The sequence below is a fragment of the Comamonadaceae bacterium M7527 genome (assembly GCA_021044545.1).
In the GTDB taxonomy this organism is placed as follows: Bacteria; Pseudomonadota; Gammaproteobacteria; order Burkholderiales; family Burkholderiaceae_C; genus RS62.
The window spans coordinates 1,181,158-1,204,418 of sequence record CP087990.1; the positions used below are offsets into that span (position 1 = coordinate 1,181,158).

The following is a 23,261-nucleotide window of genomic DNA, read 5'->3' on the forward strand; positions in this document are numbered from 1 at the left end:
ATTGGGAATGCCCACTAAACCCTCTGCACCCACCACGCCAGCGCGCGCCGCCAGGCGACTGCAGGACGTGCGTGTATTGGTCGGTTTGCTGGCCCAGTATTCGCGCGGTGAGGTGGCGCAACACCCTTGGCGCACGCTGACCGCCATATTCACCATTGCACTGGGTGTGGCTTTGGCGCTGGCGGTGCATTTGATCAATGCGTCCGCCTTGGCCGAGTTCAGCAAAGCCAGCGGCCAGGCCCAACAAAACGCGCAAAGCCTGGGCCGTGGCGAGCCCACGTGGTGGCTCAACAGTGCCACCAACACACTGATTGCTCCGCAAACACTGGCACAACTAAGCCAACAACCCGACATCAGCCAGCTGCTGCCTGAAGTGCTGGCCAATGTGGCGGTAAGGCCCAACGCCAGCGCCCACAGCACCGCTGCCAGCAATACCACCACCAACAACAACCAGCTCACCATGCAGCTGCGCGGCCTTGACGGGTTGGCGCAAGCGCAGCTGGGCCTAACGTGGCTGGCCACACCCAATGAAACAGCCAACCGCCTGGACTTGTTTGCACCCGATGCCGTATTTGCCAACCCCGCCGCGCTGCAACTGCTAACGCACAACGCGGCGAGCGCACCCTTAACGCTTGACATAAAAGTCAACACGCAGTGGCTCACCATGCGCTTGGCTGGCACGGTGCGCGGCGGCAACACACCTGTCTTGGTCATGGACGTGGCTGCAGCGCAAGCCTTGCTGGGCATAGGCGACAAACTCACGCGCATAGGCATAAACCGCCATCAAGGTCCTGCCCATATCAGCCAGGCCGACACGCCACAATTGCTGACTCAGTGGCGCCTGGCCAGTGACCTGTACCTGCAAACACCGCAACAGGAAGCCAGCCGCCTGGCAGACATGACGCGTGCCTACCGGGTAAACCTGAGCGTGCTGGCACTGGTGGCCTTGTTTACGGGCGCTTTTTTGGTGTTTTCAGTGTTGTCTTTAAGCGTTGCCAAACGCTTGCCACAATTTGCGTTGCTGGGTGTGCTGGGCTTGTCACCGCCTATGCGCATGGCCCTGGTGCTGACAGAGGCGGCGGTATTGGGCCTGGTCGGCAGCGCCTTGGGCGCATTATTGGCTGTGGGCCTGGCAAGTTTGGCACTGCAGTTTTTGGGTGGCGACTTGGGCAGCGGTATGCTGGCCAGTGCCGCACCCCGGCTGCAACTGTGGGCCAATGCCTGGGCCATTGCCGGCTTTATGGCGCTGGGGCTTGGAGCCACGGTGTTGGGGGCTTGGTGGCCGGCGCGCAGCGTGGCAACGCTCGCACCGGCTATGGCTATCAAGGGTTTGTACATTGCCAAGGCGCGCAACCAGCGCAGGCAATGGGCAGCAGGCTTGACCATGCTGGCCGCCAGCGCCACTGCAGTCAATATGCCACCTGTATGGGACATACCGTTGGGCGCCTACGTGGGCATTGCCTTGCTGTTGCTTGGGGCCATGGTGTGCCTGCCCTTGACGGTGGCCGCCCTGTTGGCACGCCTGCCTCACAGCCTGCACCAGCGCATGCTGCCCATGCTGGCGCTAAGCCGCGCACAACGTGTGCCCTACGCAGGCGCAGTGGCCATCAGCGGCGTGGTCACCAGCTTGGCACTGGCAGTGGCGCTCACGGTCATGGTCGCCAGTTTCAGAGGCTCAGTCACGCAGTGGCTCAACACCATACTGCCCGCCGACATTTACCTGCAGACCACACCGCCCGCCAGCAAACTGACCGGGCGCAGTTTTGAGCCCCGCTTTTTAGCGCAACTGCAAACACTGCCCGGTATTGACAGCGTCAAGCCGCAACACGTGAGCCGCGTCACACTCAACCCAGCGCAAGAACCCATCGCTGTCATCGCCAGAGACCTCGCACTGGACGCCCATGGCTGGCCACAAGACTTGCCACCAGCGCCAGCGTCCCGACTGGCGGGCCACAGCACAACTGTGATGCCAGACGCCAACAGCTACCCCGTTTGGGTAAGCGAAGCACTGCGCGACGCCTACCAGCTGGAAATTGGCCAGGCCTTCGCAGCGCTGCAAAGCCGCATAAAAGCAAGCGACAAAAGCAAAACACCTGTTGTAGCCGGTGTGTGGCGCGACTATGCACGCCAAAGCGGCAGCGTGGTAATGCAGCTCAGCAGCTTGGCGCACACACGCATCAAGCCCAGCGTCACCAACATAGCCATCAGCCTGCAACGCAAGCCCGGCAACGACAGCAGCTTTGACGAAACACTGGCCAGCGTGCAGCAATCCATACGCGCGGCCTATGCAGGCGATGAGCTCGACATGGCGACCACTGGCGACATTCGCAACCAGTCGCTGCGTATTTTTGACCGCAGCTTTGCAGTCACCAACTGGCTGCAAATGGTGGCCATTGGTATTGGCCTGTTTGGTGTAGCCACCAGCGTTAGCGCGCAAGTGCTGGCGCGTCAGCGCGAGTTTGGCTTGCTGGCACACCTGGGCCTGACGCCCAAACAGGTACAGCAACTTGTCAGCGCTGAAGCGCTGTTTTGGAGCAGCGTTGCCGCAGCGGTCGGGCTTGGTTTGGGCCTGCTGGTGAGCGCTGTGCTGGTGTTTGTGGTGAACCCACAAAGCTTTCACTGGACCATGGACTGGCAACTGCCCGCGTGGCGTTTGCTGGCGCTTTGCACCGCCGTGGTGGTATGCGGCACAGCCACCAGCGCATGGGTCGCAAGGCGTGCACTGGATAAAGACGCCGTACAAACCGTGAAACAAGACTGGTAAAGGCGAACAAACCCCATGCCCAATCCAAGCCACCACGTCGCAGCCAGCACCATGCCGACACGCCGCCGTGCCCTGCTGGCGGCCGCCTCAGCCATGTGCACCTATACACTGCCAAGGCTGGCGATGGCGGCTCAACAGCCACTGCGCTTCCCTCGTGACCTGGGCTCGCACAACGACTTTGACATTGAATGGTGGTACCTCACCGGCTACCTTGTAGTACCCAGCCACGACACACCCATAGGCGTGCAAGTGACGTTTTTTAGAAAACGTATAGACAGCGCCCAAACCTTGAACCAGCAGCTGGCGGCCAAACACTTGGTATTTGCCCACGCCGCTATTGCAGTGCCACCGGGCGTTGCGGGCCACACCGGCAAACTGCTACACAGCCAGCGCACAGCGCGCTGGAACGGCCAGTCCACCCGCCCGAACCATAAAGGCCCCAGCGCCTACCCACAAGCATGGGCCAGCGAGCAGCACATGGACGTGGGCATGGCCAACGCTGACGGCAGCTGGTGGATGCGCAACACAAATAACAACACATTTGACGCATCTGTACATGCCTCAGGCGACAAGGCGTTTGCCCTGCAACTCACAGCCCACAGCACGCAGCCGCCTGTGCTGCAAGGCAATGGCGGTTTGTCACAAAAAGGCCCAAACGCCAATGAAACCAGCTGGTACACCACACATGCACAGTTGCAACTGGAGGCCACAGTCGCCATCAACGGGCAGGCACAGCAGCTGCGCGGCCTAGCGTGGCTGGACCACGAATGGAGCCATGGCTTCATGCCGCAAGGCGCAGCCGGCTGGGACTGGGTGGGCTTTAATCTGGACGACGGCAGCGCACTCACAGCCTTTCAACTGCGCGACGCCGCAGGCCAAGCCCTTTGGCGCGGCGGCTCTTGGCGCAGCGCCAGCGGACTCACCCACAGCTTTGCACCCGGCGACATACAGTTTGAGGCGGGCGATACCTGGCAAAGCCCGCGCACCGGTATCCGATACCCCGTGGCGTGGCAGTTGCGCACCGCACAAGGCCAGTTTGAAATACGCCCTATCATGGCCGACCAGGAGTTAGACAGCCGCCAAAGCACAGGCACCATTTATTGGGAAGGCTTGTGCGGCTTGTACGCCCTGGAGGGCGCGTCTGCCAGGCGCGTGGCCTGGGGCTATTTAGAAATGACGGGCTACGGCCAAGCCATACAACTGTGACACCTTGTCACCACCTTTAGATTTTCCATTTATGTCTGAGCAACACACTGCCACAGCGCGCAACAAGGCCACCCCCTCCAAGGGCTTGCTCTCGCTGCTGCCGTTTATCAAACCCTATCGTGCGCAAGCTGCATTTGCACTGTTGATGTTGCTGGCCGCCGCTGCGGCAACTTTGGTGTTTCCAACCGCGCTGCGTGCGCTCATTGACGGTGGCTTGGGTGGCGCTGGACAAAACACAGACCAGCAAGCCATTGGCTGGCACTTTGCCATGCTGTTTGGCGTAGCAGTGGCGCTGGCCTTGTTTTCTGGTGCGCGCTTTTACATGGTGAGCTGGCTGGGCGAGCGCATTACCGCAGACATTCGCCAGGCGGTGTACACGCGTGTACTCAACCAAAGCCCACAGTTTTTTGAGCAAACACCCACAGGTGATGTGCTGTCGCGTTTAAGCGCCGACACCACACTGGTGCAAACCGTGGTGGGCTCGTCACTGAGCATGGGATTGCGCAACGCAGTAATGGGCTTGGGCGCGCTGGGCATGCTGGTATGGCACCACCCCCTGATGATGGCGCAAGTGTGCGCGGGTTTGCTGCTGGTGATTGTGCCCAGCATGTGGATGGGCAGGCGCGTGCGCCGCTTGTCGCGCGACAGCCAAGACCGCGTGGCAGACGCCAGTGCACTGGCCAGTGAAGTACTCAACGCTGTTACGGTGGTGCAAAGCTATACCGCGCAAGGGCGCGAATCCAAACGCTTTGAAGCCTCTACCAACGCCGCCTTCAAATCGGCTATACGCCGCACCACAGCACGCTCCGTATTGGTGGCATTTGTCATGGTGGCTACCAGCGCCGCACTGCTGTGGGGCTTGTACATGGGCACGCTGGCGGTGCTGGCGGGCACGCTCAGCGCCGGCGAGCTGGGCCAGACCGTGTTGTATGTGATTATTCTGGCCGGCGCATTTGCCGTGCTGGGTGAAGTGAGTGGTGACCTGTTGCGCGCAGCAGGTGCCAGCGAGCGCCTGATTGAATTGCTGCAAATGCCAAGCCACATCCAGGAGGCGGCGCACACAACGCCGCTCAAAGCCGCACCGCTGGGCCTGGATGTGCAACTGGTCGATGTGCAGTTTGCCTACCCATCGCGCACCGACACGCCCGCTTTGCAGCACCTGAATTTACACATTGCGGCCGGCAGTACCGTGGCCCTGGTGGGCTCCAGCGGCGCAGGTAAAACCACCATCATGCAACTGCTGCAGCGTTTTTACGACACGCAACATGGCAGCATATTGTTGCAAGGTACTGCCATTAAACAACTGGCACTTGATGACCTGCGCGCCCATGTTGGCGTGGTGCCGCAAGAGCCCGTGGTATTTGCGGCATCCGCCATGGACAACATACGCTACGGCAAACCCAGCGCCACAGACGACGAGGTCATCAGCGCCGCCAAAGCGGCCTATGCGCATGAGTTTATTGAAGCGCTGCCGCAGCGCTACCAAACCTTTATGGGTGAGCGCGGCGTGCGCCTGTCTGGCGGGCAGCGCCAGCGCCTGGCCATTGCACGCGCCATACTCAAAAACGCACCGCTACTGTTGCTGGACGAGGCCACCAGCGCACTAGACACCCACAGCGAGCAAATGGTGCAAGCCGCACTTGACCGTGCCATGCAAGGCCGCACCACCATTGTGGTGGCACACAGGCTGTCCACCGTGCAGCGCGCAGACAACATTGTGGTGATGGAGGGTGGGCGCATTGTTGAGCAAGGCCAGCACGCAGACCTCATGCAGCGCAATGGCGCCTATGCGGCATTGGCCAACGCCCAGTTCGGCCACAATCAGGCGGCTGAACAACAAACCACCGAGGCACTGTCTGCATGACCTTTGAAGAATTCACCCAAGAGGCACAAGCACTGGGCTTTGCCACCGTCGTTGCACGCGACTGGCCACCACTTGAGGTAGTGGCCCAGCACACGCACCCGTTTGCTGTGCATGCACTCGTAACGCAAGGCGAGGTGTGGCTGACCGCCGACGGCACAACCCAGCACCTAGTAGCCGGTCAACGTTTTGCACTGGCGGCCAACCAGCCGCACACCGAGCGCTACGGCGCACAAGGCGCCACCTACTGGGTGGGCAGAAAACAAGACTAGCCGCCGCAGGCCACTGGCATCAAAAGCAGTTGGCCCAAGTGCAGCCAGCCTTAGGCCGTGACCTATGCCATGACCTATGCCATGACTTATGCCTTGACTTATGTCTTGAGCAAACTCGCAATGGCTTGCGCCACCTCAGCGGTAGAGGCCGTGCCACCCAGGTCTGGCGTGTGTGGGCCCACTTTAAGCACTTGCTCAATGGCGGCCACAATGGCGTCGTGAGCGGCTTGCTCACCCAAAAACTGCAGCATCAAGGCCGCGCTCCAAATCATGGCAATGGGGTTGGCAATGCCCTTGCCCACAATGTCTGGCGCAGAACCGTGCACCGGCTCAAACAGTGATGGAAAGTTGCGCTCGGGGTTCAGGTTGGCAGACGGCGCCAAGCCAATGGTGCCGGTGGTTGCAGGCCCCAAATCAGACAGGATGTCGCCAAATAAATTGCTGGCGACCACCACGCTAAAGCGATCTGGCTGCAACACAAAGCGCGCAGACAAAATATCAATGTGCTGCTTGTCTGTAACGACATCTGGGTAATCGCGCCCAATGGCGTCTGCGCGTTTGTCCCACCAGGGCATGCTCACGGCAATGCCGTTGCTTTTGGTTGCAATGGTGACGTGTTTGCGCGCTCTTTTGCGCGCCTCTTCGAAGGCATAGCGCAACACGCGGTCTGTACCCACGCGAGAAAACACAGACTCCTGAATCACGATTTCGCGCTCTGTTCCCTCAAACATCACACCGCCCAAAGCCGTGTACTCGCCCTCGGTGTTTTCGCGCACCACGAGATAGTCAATCTCACCCGGCTTGCGCCCGGCCAGCGGGCACTTGACGCCGTCGAACAAACGCACGGGGCGCAGGTTCACGTATTGGTCAAACTCGCGCCTGAACTTCAGCAACGAGCCCCACAACGACACATGGTCTGGCACAGTGGCAGGCCAGCCCACCGCGCCAAACAACAGCGCGTGCACGTCTGCCAACTGCGTCTTCCAGTCATCCGGCATCATCTGGCCGTGCGCTTGGTAGTAGTCACAACTGGCCCACTCAATGGGCTTTAGCGTCAGCGAAAAACCAAAGCGTTTTGAGACAACGTCCAGCACATCAAGCGCGCTGGGCATTACCTCTTGGCCAATACCGTCGCCAGGAATAACTGCAATGTGGTGATTGTTGGATGTCATGATGTCTTTATGAAGGGGCAAGCAAACAGCTTGCAGTATCTCAAAAATAAGCCGCTAGGCTTGCTGCGCAAAACGCTCTGCCTCCAGCAGCCTGAGCACCCGCCTTTGCACCTTGCCGGTGGTGGTCATGGGCAAGTTGTCTACAAACTCTATGTCTTTGGGGTATTCGTAAGGGGCCAACTTGCCACGTACATGGCGTTGCAGCTGCTTGATGGCGTCTGCCTCCCATTGCTCCAAAGCCGTGCCACTCAAACCCTGACGTGCTTCCAAACCGGCAGGCGACAACACCACAAAGGCTTTCACCACCGCGCCTCTGGCTGCATCTGGCTTGGGCACAACAGCGGCGTTGGCGACCAGGGCGTGCTTGAGCAGGCAGTTCTCTATCTCGCCCGGGCCTATGCGGTAGCCTGCGGCCTTGAACATGTCGTCGGCACGCCCCGCATACCACAGATAGCCGTCTGCATCGCGCGTGGCCAGATCGCCAGTGCGGCACCAGTTGCCGCTGTACTTGGCTTGCGTCGCGGCTTCGTTGTTCCAGTAACCAATAAAGAAAACCGGGTCTGGCTGACCGTCTAGCGCTGTTTGGTACACCGCCACTTCGCCAATTTCACCCACCGCACAAGGCACGTTGTGCGCGTTGATCACATCAACTGTATGGCCCGGGTAGCCCTTGCCCATACTGCCTGCCTTGGCAGGCCAGCCTAACGCCAACTGTGCGTTGCGCTGGTTGTTCATGGCGCAATTGCCCACGATGTAATTGATTTCGGTCTGGCCAAACATCTCGTTAACCACCACACCCAGCTCTTGCTGGCACCAGGCAAACACCGCGTCGCCAACGGCCTCGCCGCACTCATCAAACCCTGCAAATGCAGCTTGAACTGCCTGGACGGTTGGGCATAAGACTTCATCATGGCCTTGAGCGCCGTGGGAAACAAAAAGCTGTGGGTAACACGGTGGCGCTGCAGCAAGGCAAACGCCACGTCTGGCGAAAAGCGCCCGCCAAACGCCACAATAGGCCTGCCCATGCACAGCGTGGGCAGCAGCGCATCCATCAAACCGCCAGTCCACGCCCAATCTGCCGGACTCCAAAACACGGTGTCGTACAAGGGCTCTGGCGGCAAGCCCTCGGCGCTCACACCATTGGTCAGCGGGTCATAGCCAAACCAGTTCTGGCTGCAAATAAAACCGGTGAGGTTGCCAATAAGCGCGCTGTGCGGAATCAGCGCGCCCTTGGGGTTGCCAGTGGTGCCACTGGTGTAAATCAGCACGGCAGGGTCTGTAGCGGCAGTGTCTGCCACATCAAAGACAGTGGGTTGCCCCAGCAACACATCGCCCCATGCGTGCGTGCCGGGTACAGCCTGGCCCACCGCCAACACGTGCAACAAGTCTTTGCACGCAGGCGCGGCCTCCAGTAACGCGGCCTGTGTGGCCTCGTCAACAACAGCGGCCACGGCCTGGCTATCTTGCAAACGGTACTGCAACGCATCCACGCCAAACAACTGCGACAAAGGCATGGCCACTGCACCCAACTGCAACACGGCCATATAGGCCACAGCAGTCTCAAACCGCTGAGGCATCACAATGGCCACGCGCTGGCCACGCTCAATGCCCAAGGCCCTTAAACCGTGGGCCAGCTGGCTGGCCTGCGCGTACAACTGTGCATAGGTGTGCAGCGTAGTCGCGCCAAGCCCCGCCTGGCCGTCAGCCGCGCTGTCCTGGTTGATAACGGCCACACGGGTGCCAGCTTCTGGCAGCTGCGCCCAACGCTTGGCGCACCACTGCGCCATGTTGAAGCGCTTGGGCACCGCCCACCTGAAAGCGCTGCTCATGGCGTGGTAATGATCATCTGCCAGTGGCGTGGCATTGTCTCTAGGTTGACGCTTGGCAGAGTTGGACACAACATATTCCTTCTAAGATGCCAGCAATGTACCAAGTAAAACGCGCCAGCCACAGCCATTTCGTCCCAATCCGTCACCTGCGTTACCACTACCGCAGCTGGGGCAAGCCTGCAACAGGCGTGCCGCCCCTGGTCTTGGTACACGGCTGGATGGATGTGGGCGCCTCGTTTCAGTTCATGGTGGACGCCATGGCACAAGACCGGTGGATAGTGGCGCCTGACTGGCGCGGCTTTGGCCTGACCGACACACCCAACACCGACAACTTCTGGTTTGCAGACTACCTGGCAGACCTGGACGCGCTGATGGACTTGCTGGCCCCCAACCAGCAAGTAGACCTGGTGGGCCACAGCATGGGCGGGCACATTGCCACCATGTACGCAGGCGTACGCCCCAAGCGCATTCGTAAACTCGTCAATCTGGAAGGCTTTGGCCTGGCCAGCACCCGCCCCGCGCAAGCGCCTACGCGCTATGCACAGTGGCTGGACGAACTGGCCAAATTTGGCAAAGGCGAAATGGACTTGCGCAGCTACAGCAGCCACGACGCTGTCGTGGCCAGACTAATGAAAACCAACCCACGCCTGAGCCTGGACAAAGCGCAGTGGCTCGCTGGCGAGTGGTCCGAGATGACCGCACCCGACCAATGGCAAGTGCTGGGCCACGCCGCGCACAAAGTGGTGGGGGCCCACCTCTTTCAGGTAGACGAAACAGTGGCTTGTTACAAGGCCATTACCGCGCCCACCTTGTTTGTGCACGCTGAAGAAGACAGCTTGCAAACCTGGTGGACCAACAAATTCACCCGTGCCGAGTTCATGCAGCGCTGGCAGCATGTGCCCAACTCACGCATAGAGTGCATGCAGGACGTAGGGCACATGCTGCACCACGACCAGCCGCAGGCCTTGGCAGCCATGATTGAGGCGTTTTTAAAGGCCTAGCCCCTTTGTCATACAACGGGCAGCTGGCATGAGAAAATACGAAGTTATTTATAACTTCGCACAAAGAACACCATGGAAGCCGAACGCCTCAACGCCCTATCCAACCTCATAGACGACTTGCAGCTGCGAGTCGGTGAGTTACGGAGGTATCTTTGACGTCGATAGCAAAGCACAGCGCCTCAGCGAGGTAGAAGCCGCCCTGGAAGACCCCGCCGTCTGGAACGACCCCAAACGTGCGCAAGAACTGGGCAAAGAGAAAAAGTCTCTGGACGACGTCGTGGGCGTGCTGAACCAGCTAGACGCCGACCTGTCTGACAACGCCGAGTTGTTTGAAATGTCGCAAGACGACACCAATGGCTTGCACGCCATAGAAACCGACGTACAGGCATTAACAGCCATCGTGGAACGCCTGGAGTTCAGGCGCATGTTCAGCCAGGAGGCTGACCCATTCAGCTGCTTTATTGACATTCAATCAGGCGCAGGCGGCACAGAAGCCTGTGACTGGGCCAGCATACTGATGATGCGCCAATACCTGCGCTACGCCGAGCGCCAGGACTTCAAAACCACCATTGAAGACGAAACACCTGGTGACGTCGCCGGCATCAAAGGCTGCACCATCAAGGTAGACGGCGAATACGCGTTTGGCTTGTTGCGCACAGAAAGCGGCGTACACCGCTTGGTACGCAAGTCACCGTTTGACTCATCGGGGGGCGTCACACCTCTTTTGCATCGGTGTTTGTCTACCCCGAAATTGACGACTCCATTGAAATTGATATCAACCCGGCAGACGTGCGCACCGACACCTACCGCGCCAGCGGTGCGGGCGGCCAGCACATCAACAAGACAGACTCTGCCGTGCGCCTGACGCACATACCCACGGGCACCGTGGTGCAGTGCCAGGACGGACGAAGCCAACACAGCAACCGCGACGTGGCCTGGAAACGCCTGCGCTCAAAGCTGTACGACCTGGAAATGCGTAAACGCCAAGACGAGCAACAAAAGCTGGAAGACGGCAAAACCGACGTGGGCTGGGGCCACCAGATACGCTCTTACGTGCTGGACCAAAGCCGCATCAAAGATTTGCGCACTGGCGTTGAGGCCACCAACACACAAAAAGTGCTGGACGGCGACTTGGACATGTTTATCCAAGCCTCGCTCAAGCAAGGCGTTTAAGCCAGACCCAACAAGGAACTGAACAATGCAAGCTCTCATGGCTGATGCCGGCAACGCCGCCACCCTCATAAAACGCGAAGACTACCAAGCCCCCGCGTTTTGGATAGACACGGTTGAACTGGGCTTTGACTTAGAGCCCACCAAAACCCGCGTGCTCAACAAAATGCGCGTGCGTCGCAACGCCGATGTGGCGCCCCAGGCCCTGCGCCTGGACGGCGAAGACCTAACCCCCACACGCGTGCTGGTCAACGGCCAAGGCTGCAGCTTTAAAAAAGACGGCAACCAACTGGTACTGGAGAGCTTGCCCGAAGGCCCTGAGGCGTTTGACCTGGAAATCCTCACCACCTGCAACCCCAGCACCAACACCGCGCTAATGGGCTTGTACATGAGTGGCGAATGCTTCTTCACGCAATGCGAGGCGCAAGGCTTCAGGCGCATCACCTACTTTTTAGACCGCCCCGACGTCATGGCCACCTACACCGTGACCTTGCGCGCAGACCAGACAGCCTTCCCCGTGTTGCTGTCCAACGGCAACCTGGTCGACAGCGGCAGCTTGCCCGATCAGCGTCACTTTGCCACCTGGCATGACCCCCACCCCAAGCCCAGCTACTTGTTTGCCCTGGTGGCAGGCCAATTGGTGTGCCGTGAACAGCGTGTAACCGCGCGCAGCGGCTCCAGCCACTTGCTGCAAATTTATGTACGCCCCGGCGACCTGGACAAAACCGAACACGCCATGCAATCACTCATGGCCAGCATGGCCTGGGACGAGGCACGCTTCAACTTGCCGCTAGACCTTGAGCGCTTCATGATTGTGGCCACCGCCGACTTCAACATGGGCGCCATGGAAAACAAGGGCCTCAACATCTTCAACACCAAGTTTGTGCTGGCCAGCCCTGCCACCGCCACAGACGCCGACTTTGGCAACGTTGAAAGCGTGGTGGCCCACGAGTACTTCCACAACTGGACGGGCAACCGCATCACCTGCCGCGACTGGTTTCAGCTGTCACTCAAAGAAGGCCTCACCGTTTTTAGAGACCAGGAATTCAGCCAGGACATGGCCGGCAGCGAATCCGGCCGTGCCGTTAAACGCATTGAAGACGTGCGCGTGCTGCGCACCGCGCAATTCCCCGAGGACGCAGGCCCCATGGCCCACCCGGTGCGCCCAGACCAGTACGAAGAAATCAACAACTTCTACACCGTCACCATTTACGAAAAAGGCGCAGAAGTCGTACGCATGATGCAAACCCTGGTAGGGCGCGACGGCTTTGCCAAAGGCATGGCACTGTACTTTGAGCGCTTTGACGGCCAAGCCGTCACCTGCGACGACTTTGCCCAAGCCATTGCCGACACCAACCCCACCTCGGCATTGGCCCAGCACCTACCCACGTTCAAGCGCTGGTACAGCCAAGCCGGCACGCCGCGCCTGCACGTGGTGGGTGAGTACGACGACAACGCCCACACCTACACCTTTGAGTTGCGCCAAAGCTGCGCGGCCACACCCAACCAGCCCGTTAAAGACCCATTTGTATTGCCTGTCACCGTAGGCCTGGTAGGCCTTGACGGCCGCGCCTTGCCACTGACCATGGCCGGCGACGCAGACGCCAGCGCGGCAAGCACCTCACGCACCCTGGTGCTGCACGACGCAAGCCAGCGCTTTACGTTTACCAACATCACACAAGACGCCGTGCCATCTGTGCTGCGCGGCTTCAGCGCACCTGTGGTGCTGGACATTGTGCTCAGCGATGCGCAATGGCTGCACCTGTTAGCCCATGACACCGACCCCTTCAACCAATGGGAAGCCTCACAACGCCTGGCCTTGTCTCGCTTGCTGAACGCCATTCGCAAAACGAGCCCGTGGTAGCCGATGACGCCTACGTTGACGCATTGCGCCGCATTGTGGACAGCACCCAATTGGCCCCAGCCTTTAAAGAATTGGTGCTGACACTGCCCAGCGAGTCTTACATTGCCGAACAACTGCAAGCGGTAGACCCACAACGCATTCACGCAGTGCGCGAGTCGCTCAAACTGCAATTGGCGCAAGCGCTAACACCACAGTGGAGCCAGGCATGGACGGCCTACAACGCCACGCGCGCCTTCAGCACAGCCGCGCAAGACGTTGGCGAGCGCGCACTGGCCAACCTCGCATTGGCCAACTTGGTGTTGGCCGAACAAGCCAGCGGCAATAGCGATGGGGCAGACAACTGGGCTGGCAAGGCGCTGCAACGCTTCCACGACGCCAACAACATGACAGACCGCTTCAGCGCCATGTCTGCATTGGTACAAGCCGGTAGCCCACTGGCAGACCGCGCGTTGACCAAGTTTTACATGTTGTTCCGCCACGAGCCACTGGTGATTGACAAATGGTTTGCCCTGCAATGCGCGCGCACCGACCGTGGCGGCGACGTGCTGGCCACTGTGCGCCAATTGCTCAAGCACCCGGAATTCAACATGCGCAACCCCAACCGCGCGCGCAGCGTGCTGTCCACGTTTTGCCAAGCCAACCCCGCCGCATTCCACCGCGCAGACGCAGCAGGCTATGTATTGTGGGCCGACAAGGTGTTAGAGCTGGACGCGTTTAACCCGCAAATAGCCGCTCGCCTGGCACGCGCCCTGGACCGTTGGGAAATACTGGATCAGCCCTACAAAAGCGCAGCGCGCGCCGCCATTGAGCGCGTCGCCGCCAAGCCCAACTTGAGCGCCGACGTGCGCGAAGTCGTCAGCCGAGCCCTGTCTAACCCTTAAACCACTACGCCACGCAGCGCAGCACACCATGGCCACACAAAAAGTCTCACTCACCCGCTACCTCATTGAGCAAGAGCGCATACACGGCACCCTGCCCCCACAACTGCGCTTGCTGCTGGAGGTGGTAGCGCGGTCTTGCAAAAGCATCAGCCTATCCGTCACAAAAGGCGCACTGGGCGGCGTACTAGGCGCCACCGAGACTGAAAACGTGCAAGGCGAAGTGCAAAAAAAGCTAGACATCATCGCCAACGAAGTACTCATTGAAGCCAACGAATGGGGCGGCCACCTGGCCGCCATGGCCAGCGAAGAAATGGCAGGCATTCACCTGGTGCCCAACCGCTACCCACAAGGCGAATACCTGCTGCTGTTTGACCCCTTGGACGGCTCTAGCAACATTGACGTCAACGTGAGCATAGGCACCATATTCAGCGTACTCAAAAAACCAGACAACTCGGCCGGTGTCACAGAGCAAGACTTTTTACAAGCCGGCAGCACACAAGTGGCTGCGGGCTACTGCGTGTACGGCCCACAAACCACGCTGGTGCTAACAGTTGGCAACGGCGTGGCCATGTTTACGCTAGACCGTGAACAAGGCTCATTCACCCTCACCTCAGAAAACGTACGCATACCCGCAGATACGCAAGAATTCGCCATCAACATGAGCAACATGCGCCACTGGGACACACCCGTAAAGCGCTATGTAGACGAATGCCTGGCTGGCACAGAGGGCACACGCGGCAAAGACTTCAACATGCGCTGGATTGCCAGCATGGTGGCCGACGTACACCGCATACTCACCCGTGGCGGCGTATTTCTGTACCCATGGGACAAACGCGAGCCCAACAAAGCCGGCAAGCTGCGCCTCATGTACGAGGCCAACCCCATGAGCTGGCTGGTAGAGCAAGCTGGTGGCGCAGCCACCAACGGGCGCGAGCGCATCTTGGACATAACCCCCAACGCATTGCACCAGCGTGTGAGCGTGGTACTGGGCAGCAAAAACGAGGTAGAGCGCATCACCCACTACCACCTGGAGCACAGCGCCAAATAAAACACGGGGCTACTGGGGGGTGTGTACCGCCCCCTGTTCAGCCCCCCATTCAGCCCACTGTGTGCCACGGTGTCAGTTTGCGCCCCAGTTTGGTGGCCACTTTTGAAATGAGTTGTAAATAACTACATGTAAGTACTAATATGTAAAAAGAGATAGGTTTAATGTATACTTTTAGGTCTCGTTTGACTACCTTTAGGTTACACTCATGACCTCGCACCTCGCACCTCGCACCTCGCAATAAGAAGATCGGGCCATCGGGCCATCATCGGCTAACAACGCTGGCTGCACTACTGGCGCTCAGCTGCGGCAGCACCGCGCATGGGGGTGAGCCCTCAGCAACATCCTATGGTAAAGAAAGCAAGGCGTCACTCACTGCAACCACCGCCATAGGCAACAATGCCGAAGCGAAACTCACTTTCTCAACCGCCTTAGGCAACCATTCCAAAGCGTTAGGCGCTTCATCCACCGCCCTCGGCCACAATAACGAAGCGAAAGGCGTACATTCCATCGTAATCGGCGGCTACAGTAAAACGGATTCGGATAGCAACTATTCCGCAATCGGCGACTATAGCCATGTGCAGGGGGCCGCCAAACACGCAGTGGCTTTGGGCTCTGACAGCGTAGCAACCGAAAGCAGCACCGTATCAGTGGGCAGAGGCAGCAACACGTATGGCTTTGGCCCAAGAACCCGCCGCATCGTCAACGTCACAAACGGCAGGGACGCCACCGACGCGGCCACAGTGGCCCAGGTGAAATCAGCTAAGAGTGCAGCCATCGCTGCCGCTAAAACTGAAACAGAAACCCAAGTCAAAGCCTTGGCAGATGGTACGGTTAAGACCAACACCGCAGGCATCACCAAACTTAACGCTGACGCCACAGTTGCAGGTTCGGTTGCTAATCAGGTGAACACAGCTAAGAGTGCCGCCATCGCAGCAGCCGCAACCGATGCCACCACCAAAGCTAACTCAGCTAAGAGTGCAGCCATCGCTGCCGCTAAAACTGAAACAGAAACCCAAGTCAAAGCCTTGGCAGATGGTACGGTTAAGACCAACCACCGCAGGCATCACCAAACTTAACGCTGACGCCACAGTTGCAGGTTCGGTTGCTAATCAGGTGAACACAGCTAAGAGTGCAGCCATCGCAGCAGCCGCAACCGATGCCACCACCAAAGCCAACTCAGCTAAGAGTGCAGCCATCGCAGCAGCCGCAACCGATGCCACCACCAAAGCCAACTCAGCTAAGAGTGCAGCCATCGCTGCCGCTAAAACTGAAACAGAAACCCAAGTCAAAGCCTTGGCAGATGGTACGGTTAAGACCAACACCGCAGGCATCACCAAACTTAACGCTGACGCCACAGTTGCAGGTTCGGTTGCTAATCAGGTGAACACAGCTAAGAGTGCAGCCATCGCAGCAGCCGCAACCGATGCCACCACCAAAGCCAACTCAGCTAAGAGTGCAGCCATCGCTGCCGCTAAAACTGAAACAGAAACCCAAGTCAAAGCCTTGGACACCAAGATAACCAATTTGGAAAACGGCCAGATGGCAGCCAACAAAACCGCTCTAGAAGAATTGGGCAAAACCTTCACCAAGACCGACAGCAGCGTAACCGTCAAACGAATCAACGGCACCGAAGCCCTATCCGCCACCGCCACCGCCACCGCCCTAAAAGGCGGCACCGGCACCACCGTACAAACCTTGCGCGACCAAAAAGACGGCAACAGTGGTGTCTACTATCAAACCACCATGTACGACGCCAACGGCGTGGAAATGACCACCACCAACACGCCCGCCATGCCCACAGGCGCCACCGGCACCATTACCGAAAACGGTGTCAATAAATGGGTCACCGACGTGCGCCTTGGTGGCGTGGCCGCCGCCGTCAACGATAACGACGCGGTCAATCTCAAACAACTAACGGACCTACTGGGCAAAAACACCAGCACCGCAGGTGAAGGCGCCAGCGCCGCAGGCGACAACGCCAACGCTGACGGCACCGGTGCCAACGCCAACGGCACCAACTCGAGCGCCACAGGCGCCAATGCCACCGCAACCGGCAACGGCACCACCGCAACCGGTAAAGGTGCAACCGCTACCGGTGCAGGCAGTAACGCCAACGGTGCAGGCGCCACCACCAACGGCACCAATGCCACCGCTGATGGCACCAAGGCCACCGCAACCGGTAACGGCACCACCGCAACCGGTGAAGGTGCAACCGCTACCGGTGCAGGCAGTAACGCCAACGGTGCAGGCGCCACTGCTACTGGCGCAGGTAGCCAAGCCACTGGTACTGGCAGCACGGCAAACGGCACCAACGCAAGCGCTAGCGGCACTGGTAGTGTGGCCAATGGCACAGGCGCCACGGCAAGTGGTCATGGTAGCGTCGCGCTGGGTGGTGGTAGTGTGGCGAGTGAAGATAATACAGTCTCGGTTGGTGGTGGTGATGGCAGCCCTAACAACCCCGTCACCCGCCGCATTACCAACGTGGCCAACGGCACGGGCAACCAAGACGCCGCCACCATCGCGCAGCTCAATAGCATTGTCACCATCGACAAAGACGCCAACACGCAGGCCGCCACTGGCACCCTCACCCTTAAAGATGACATCCAAGGCACCACCACCGCAACGGTCTACACCAAGGCACAAGCCGACAAAGAAGCTCAGGCCAAGGTGGACGCGCTAGCCACCGGCCAGGTGGACACCAACGCCAAAGGCGTGGCAGCCAACGCCACCAACATCGGTAACCGAACCGGTAAAACCACCACCTTGACGGCAGACGTAGACGCCATCAACGCCCGCCTACGCACCCGCGCCAACCGCAAAGGCAAGCGCGCCGACGGCCGGAAAAGGCCAACCTTCGGAGGGGGAACGGAAGCCGTGACATCACTACACGCAACAGGCGCCAACGACCCAGCGGACGACAAAGCCGAAGTGACCGTTTCATACTCTGAAGTGGCCATTGTCCGGGGTGACGGCAAAGTGGTGTTTGACGCCGACAACGACGCAACCAAACAAACCGTACTGCGTGGCGGTACCGGCACCACCATCCAAACACTGCGAGACCAGGACAAAGGCGTGGCTGCAGGCACGGGCAACAGCGGCGTGAACTACCAAACCACCATGTACGGCCTGAACGGCGACAACAACGCCGAATACACCACAGACGCAACCGCGTTTAACACCTTCAACACCAACGGCACCCTACCCGTCGACGCGCCAGCGGGTGCGACCGGCATCATCAACGAAGGTGGCGTTTATAAGTACGTGACCAACGTACGAATCGGTGGCGTGGCCGCTGGTGTGCAAGACAACGAAGCCGTGAACAAGAAGCAGCTAGACGACGCGCTACAGGGGGTAGCAGCAGGTGCAGACCTGCGCATTGATACCAACACCCAAGGCATAGCCAACAACCGCCAACGCATTGACGCCAACAGCAAGCGCATTGACGGCAACACACAGGGCATTGCCAACGTCACCGCCATGGCCAGCATGCCAGCCCTGCCAACTGGTGCCGAAAGTGGGTTCTCGGCAGGGGTGGGCGGCTACAGCGGCAAGAACGCCGTAGCCATTGGCTTTCAGCACAGGCTCAGCGCCAATACCACTTTCAAGGTGGCAGCGGCAACTGGCAGCAACGGCAAGGCCACAGTAGGCGCAGGTTTTAGCTACTCATGGGGTGGCTCTAACCGAAGCGCACCAGCCCAAGGCCAGCAAGTGGTGGCACTGCAAGACCAGCTACGGGTGCAGGCCACAGAGAATGCCGACCTCAAGCAACGCATGGCCGCACTCATGGCCCGCGTGGAGTCGCTGGAAGCGAAGTCCAGTCAGTAACCGCCACCACGCCGCAAGGTGTCCCAGTTTATGAGCACCTTTGCGGCGCATGGCATTTATTCAATGCTTTTGTGTTGTACTCGGTTAACAAATACAACTACAAATAGTTATTTATAGCTACATTAATAACACGAGGCATATGCCTCGCAACAACGGTTTGGAGAAATCTCATGGCTATCTACAAATGTGACACATGCAATATGGCTGTCAATGTGCAGTGCGAAACCTGCAAAAAACCTTTGGTTAATGACGTACTCGTACTTGACGACGGCAGCGAGGTACGTATTGCCAAGTGCCCTGCGTGTGAGGGAAAAATCAAATCGCCCATGTGCTGTGGCAGCGATATGGCGTGTCAAGCATAAGCAACCTGTGGCGGGCTCAGCCTTGCCACCTCAGGGGTAGGCCACACGCACGCTGATGCTGCCAAGGCCTTCTATGCTGCCCTCCATGAGGTCGCCAGGCACGACGGCAGCTACGCCTGCTGGCGTGCCCGTCATGATGAGGTCGCCGGGCTCAAGTGCTTCAAACTGTGAAAGCTGGGCAATCGATTCGGCCACCGACCAAATCAGTTGGTCTATGTTGCTGTCTTGACGCGTGCTGCCATTTACATCAAGCCTTATCCGTGCCTGCATGGGGTGGCCATGCTGTGCGACTGTGTGCAACCGCCCCATAGGCGCCGACTGGGCAAAGGCTTTACCAAACTCCCAAGGTCTGCCGGCATTTTTGGCTTGGGTTTGCAAGTCGCGCCGGGTCATATCCAAGCCCACGGTGTAAGCGTACACATGCTGCAAGGCTTGGTCTGGCGCTATGTCGCGCCCACCTTTGCCAATGGCCACCACCAGTTCCACCTCGTGGTGCAAGTTGCTGGTTTGTGGCGGGTAGGCCATGGTGGCGGGCTGGGCCGCGTCTAGCACCGCTTGTGCGGGCTTCATGAAAAAGAACGGCGCTTCGCGCTCAGGGTCTTTGCCCATCTCGCGTGCGTGCTCGGCGTAATTGCGGCCCACACAAAAAATACGATTAACCGCAAACCGCTGCTCAGACTGGGCAATGGCCAGGGACCGAACAGCAGCAGGCTCAAAACAGTAACGCATGGTGCATCCTAAAAACGTAGAGGCGTTACTGTAGCGTCTTCCATTAATTGCGCAACACGTCCAGCACATCCGAGCGGAACTCGCGCCGGTACAACACCACCACCACGACAGCACTGCCCACCATGAATGCGGTGCTGGAAAATATCCAGCTGATAGCTGCAAAGCTCATGTAGTAGGCGCGCAAGCCGCTGTTAAACGCTTCTGCGGCCATACCCACCAGGGCACTGGCGCGCTTGGCGTGGCGCTCTCGGTCAAAGCTGCCATCGTTGAATTTTTTGGGCGCTGGCATAGAGCCAATGGCCAGGGCAACAAAGGTGTACAGGCGCATAGACCAACTGAAGCGAAAGAAGGCATACACAAATATGCCAATCAACAGCAACACCTTGAAGTCAAACACCTCCACCACTGTGGCTTGCGCAAAAGGTATCTCGCCCACCACCGCTGTCACACGGTCTGATGCACCCAGTAACGCCAACAAGCCACCAATGATGATGATGGTGGTGCTGCAAAAAAAGGCAGGTGTAGCCGACAGGTTCTGGGTGATCAAGCCATCAAGCATGCGCGGATCTCTGAATGTGGCTTCACGCAGCCAAAAATGGCGGTATTCGTTGGTGCGGGCCAACAAGGTGGTGCCGTCATGGTGGCCACGCCCGGCAAACCACGCATAGAGCAACCAGGACGCAAAAAAGACCGACAGGGCTAACCAGTCGGTCCATGGCATGAAGTTAAGTGCGAGCATGGCGTTATGTTAGCCCAGTGCAACGCACTTCAGCGCTGGACTGTTAGACCAGCAATTTGGCGGCAACGTCGGCCACACGCTTGCCGTAGGCTTGCGCGGTGTCCAAGTCGCCTTGCGGAATGTCAGCCGCCGGACTGGTGGGGCCAACTTGCGCCATAACGCCGCTGTTTGAGCCCACGCGGTTGATGGTGCCGTCGTTTTTGGCAGGCTGGCCTACCCACACCATGCCGTGCTGCATGGCCAAGGTAATGAAGTATTGAATGGTGGACAACTTGTCACCGCTTGGGCTACCCGAGATGGTGAAGCCGCCAGCAACTTTGCCTTCCCACTGGCCGGCGAACCAGCGCTTTGAGCTGGTGTCTGCAAACTTTTTGAACTGCCATGAGGCCATGCCCATGTAAGTGGGCGAGCCCATGATGATGGCGTCGGCTGCGTCAATTTGCGCCCACTGTGCGTCAGTGAGGTTGCCATCTGCATCTATGGCCACCAGCTCGGCTTGCGCGCCTTTGGCGACAAACTCGGCTACGCGCTCGGTATGGCCGTAGCCGGAATGAAATACAACAACTGTCTTGGTCATAACAAACTCAATTTAAAAAAACAAAAAACAAACAAACAAACAAACAACAACAAAAAAAAATTTACGGCGCACGCGTGAACGAAGCGTCCAGCTGCCCCATGTCGCCGTCATGAAACGACTGCATGTAATTGACAATATCCTGGCGTGAGTTACCCGTGAACGGGCCGTGCTGCAACACCGGCTCGCCTATGGGCTTGCCATGGAACATAACACCGTGAAACCCATCTGGGCCGGCTTGCAACACCACGTTGTCGCCCACCACGGGTGTGGGCAAGACCACGGGGTTCCACACCACAGTGGTTGGCTCAGACACCACTTGCTGACCGTGCTGGCTGCCAAACACCAGTGAGCCGCTGCGCAGCACAAAGAACACGTTGTGCACATCAGGCACGGGCAAGCGCACCACAGCGCCAGGTTGGGCCGTCATGTCCCACATGCCGACCTTGGTAGCCCAGCGTGCGTCATCACCAATAGGAGAATGCGCAGAGCCATCGGGCAGTGCCCCCGCCACTGCGGTAACGGTTGCGCCGTCCATGTGCTGTACAGGCATGTCGGCGCGCTTGACTTTGAAAACAGCAGCCTCGTCGTACTTGTGCTCAGGCGCCATGTCTACAAAAATTTGCAAACCCAGCGCGGCACTACCCGGTTGAGACGGCGTCTCTTCGTGAATAATGCCCTTGCCGGCTTGCGTCCAGTGCAAATCACCTGCCTCAATAATGCTGTCATCGCCTGTAGAGTCACGATTGCGCACGCCACCGGGTGAGTCGGCAAACAACAGGGTAATGGCGCTCATGCCACCGTGCGGGTGCGGCAAGAAATACGACTGCGGCATGCTAAAGGCATCAATACCCAAAAACGGATCAATCAAACGCTGAGGCTCCACCCGCAACATATAGGCAAAGGTGTCCGCATCAAAAGCGTGCCTGGGCATGGGCACCAGCCGCGCCACAGGGCGTGTAATGGGGGCGTTTGCTGCTGAGTCTTGTGGCGTCATGGCGTAAAGCTCCTGAACTTGATGAATACCGGTTGTTGAGTGGGCCGCACTTGGCGTTGTTCAGACCAGGCACCACCGCGCAGCGATGAAACCGCGCCCTGCAAGTGCGCTTGCGTGTTGTAACGATGTCATGGTGATGCCTTTGGATAACGGTTTGCTCGACACGCCTGACGCGTGACGCAGCGCCAGGGTAACTATCAGGCTTTTAAATCAAACAGCAGCACTTCGGCGTCAACGCCGCCAGAAAAGCCAAGCTCGCTTTCATCAGCCACCAACAAACCGTCACCTTGCGACAACTGATGACCGGCTACGTTGAGGCTGCCTTTTGATCACTTGCACATAAGCTTTGCGTGCAGGGTCAATGGCCAAGGTATACGCTTCACTGCCAGTGAACAGGCCCGAAAAAATTCGCGCGTCGCTGTGCACTGTAACGGCACCGTCTGTACCGTGTGGGTCTGCCACCAAGCGCAGCTTGCCGCGTTTGTCACTGGCTGCAAAGTGCTTTTGCTCGTAGCCAGGCTTGATGCCAGCAGTGTGTGGCAGCAACCAGATTTGTAAAAAGTGTGTTTCGCTGTCTTTGGCGTGATTGAACTCACTGTGGCGCACACCCGTGCCTGCACTCATGCGCTGCACATCACCTGGGGGGATGGAGGTACCGTTGCCAATGTCGTCCTTGTGCGCCAACTCGCCAGATATCACGTAGCTCACAATTTCCATGTCGCGATGACCATGTGTGCCAAAACCCATGCCTGCGGCAATGCGGTCTTCGTTGATCACGCGCAGGTTGCCCCAACCCATGAACCTGGGGTCCATGTAGTCGGCAAACGAAAAACTGTGTTGGCTCTTTAACCAGCCGTGATCTGCTTGGCCCCGTTGGGCAGCGGGTCTGACTTGCAACATGGTGATCTCCTTTGAAACAACACAGCACTGAACGAATGCCTTTAGTGTGCGCCGTCTGGCCCGCCCC

14 protein-coding genes and 5 pseudogenes are annotated in these 23,261 nt (G+C 58.8%); 10 read left to right on the forward strand and 9 right to left on the reverse strand.

Going from position 1 to position 23,261, the window contains the following annotated elements; all coding sequences use genetic code 11:
• Positions 1 to 7: 7 nt before the first annotated feature.
• From LN050_05685 to LN050_05700, 4 genes are read left to right on the forward strand one after another with little or no spacing between them, the layout of a single operon-like run.
• Positions 8 to 2,764: an FtsX-like permease family protein gene (locus tag LN050_05685; GenBank protein ID UFS57282.1), complete on the forward strand. Its 2,757-nt coding sequence runs from the start codon at positions 8 to 10 to the stop codon at positions 2,762 to 2,764.
• Positions 2,765 to 2,779: 15 nt separating this feature from the next.
• On the forward strand, positions 2,780 to 3,970 hold the full coding sequence (locus LN050_05690; protein UFS55360.1) for a carotenoid 1,2-hydratase: 1,191 nt from the start codon (positions 2,780 to 2,782) through the stop codon (positions 3,968 to 3,970).
• Between the two features lie 31 nt (positions 3,971 to 4,001).
• Positions 4,002 to 5,834, forward strand: a complete 1,833-nt coding sequence (locus LN050_05695) for an ATP-binding cassette domain-containing protein (protein ID UFS55361.1) — start codon at positions 4,002 to 4,004, stop codon at positions 5,832 to 5,834.
• Positions 5,831 to 6,103 (forward strand): AraC family ligand binding domain-containing protein, encoded by a 273-nt coding sequence (locus tag LN050_05700; protein UFS55362.1) that lies wholly within the window; start codon positions 5,831 to 5,833, stop codon positions 6,101 to 6,103. Before LN050_05695 ends, LN050_05700 begins: the two co-directional genes overlap by 4 nt.
• 98 nt (positions 6,104 to 6,201) lie before the next feature.
• On the opposite strand, the gene LN050_05705 is transcribed toward LN050_05700, so the two are convergent.
• From LN050_05705 to LN050_05720, 4 genes and pseudogenes are all read right to left on the reverse strand, one after another.
• The gene (locus LN050_05705) at positions 6,202 to 7,275 is read right to left on the reverse strand and encodes a tartrate dehydrogenase (GenBank protein UFS55363.1); all 1,074 of its coding nucleotides are present in this window, start codon (positions 7,273 to 7,275) and stop codon (positions 6,202 to 6,204) included.
• A gap of 54 nt (positions 7,276 to 7,329) precedes the next feature.
• Positions 7,330 to 7,698 carry a hypothetical protein gene (locus tag LN050_05710; protein UFS57338.1) on the reverse strand — a complete coding sequence of 123 codons (369 nt, stop codon included), beginning with the start codon at positions 7,696 to 7,698 and terminating at the stop codon, positions 7,330 to 7,332.
• A 48-nt stretch (positions 7,699 to 7,746) separates the two neighbouring features.
• Positions 7,747 to 8,217: pseudogene (locus LN050_05715) on the reverse strand (AMP-binding protein).
• Positions 8,169 to 9,062: pseudogene (locus LN050_05720) on the reverse strand (AMP-binding protein). Before LN050_05720 ends, LN050_05715 begins: the two co-directional pseudogenes overlap by 49 nt.
• A 137-nt stretch (positions 9,063 to 9,199) precedes the next feature.
• Here LN050_05720 and LN050_05725 point away from each other — a divergent pair.
• The 6 genes and pseudogenes from LN050_05725 (at position 9,200) to LN050_05750 (ending at position 18,893) form a co-directional block, all read left to right on the forward strand.
• Positions 9,200 to 10,105: an alpha/beta hydrolase gene (locus tag LN050_05725; GenBank protein UFS55364.1), complete on the forward strand. Its 906-nt coding sequence runs from the start codon at positions 9,200 to 9,202 to the stop codon at positions 10,103 to 10,105.
• 72 nt (positions 10,106 to 10,177) lie between these two features.
• Positions 10,178 to 11,278: pseudogene (gene prfB / locus LN050_05730) on the forward strand (peptide chain release factor 2).
• 37 nt (positions 11,279 to 11,315) lie between these two features.
• Positions 11,316 to 14,020 (forward strand): annotated as a pseudogene (pepN, locus tag LN050_05735) (aminopeptidase N).
• 28 nt (positions 14,021 to 14,048) lie between these two features.
• Positions 14,049 to 15,068 (forward strand): class 1 fructose-bisphosphatase, encoded by a 1,020-nt coding sequence (locus LN050_05740; GenBank protein ID UFS55365.1) that lies wholly within the window; start codon positions 14,049 to 14,051, stop codon positions 15,066 to 15,068.
• Positions 15,069 to 15,643: 575 nt separating this feature from the next.
• Positions 15,644 to 16,144, forward strand: a complete 501-nt coding sequence (locus LN050_05745; protein ID UFS55366.1) for a hypothetical protein — start codon at positions 15,644 to 15,646, stop codon at positions 16,142 to 16,144.
• A gap of 37 nt (positions 16,145 to 16,181) precedes the next feature.
• Positions 16,182 to 18,893: a YadA-like family protein gene (locus tag LN050_05750; protein UFS55367.1), complete on the forward strand. Its 2,712-nt coding sequence runs from the start codon at positions 16,182 to 16,184 to the stop codon at positions 18,891 to 18,893.
• A 392-nt stretch (positions 18,894 to 19,285) separates the two neighbouring features.
• Here the strand turns inward: LN050_05750 and LN050_05755 are convergent, their stop codons facing one another.
• The 5 genes and pseudogenes from LN050_05755 to LN050_05775 all read right to left on the reverse strand — a co-directional run bounded on the left by LN050_05755 (position 19,286) and on the right by LN050_05775 (position 23,194).
• On the reverse strand, positions 19,286 to 19,984 hold the full coding sequence (locus LN050_05755) for a fumarylacetoacetate hydrolase family protein (GenBank protein ID UFS55368.1): 699 nt from the start codon (positions 19,982 to 19,984) through the stop codon (positions 19,286 to 19,288).
• A gap of 43 nt (positions 19,985 to 20,027) precedes the next feature.
• On the reverse strand, positions 20,028 to 20,723 hold the full coding sequence (locus LN050_05760) for a DUF599 domain-containing protein (GenBank protein ID UFS55369.1): 696 nt from the start codon (positions 20,721 to 20,723) through the stop codon (positions 20,028 to 20,030).
• A 43-nt stretch (positions 20,724 to 20,766) separates the two neighbouring features.
• Positions 20,767 to 21,300, reverse strand: coding sequence for a flavodoxin family protein (locus LN050_05765; GenBank protein ID UFS55370.1), 534 nt, complete (start codon positions 21,298 to 21,300; stop codon positions 20,767 to 20,769).
• Between the two features lie 61 nt (positions 21,301 to 21,361).
• Entirely contained in the window at positions 21,362 to 22,294 is a 933-nt protein-coding gene (locus tag LN050_05770; GenBank protein ID UFS55371.1) for a pirin family protein, read from the reverse strand.
• 197 nt (positions 22,295 to 22,491) lie between these two features.
• A pseudogene (locus tag LN050_05775) lies at positions 22,492 to 23,194 on the reverse strand (pirin family protein).
• Positions 23,195 to 23,261 lie beyond the last annotated feature (67 nt).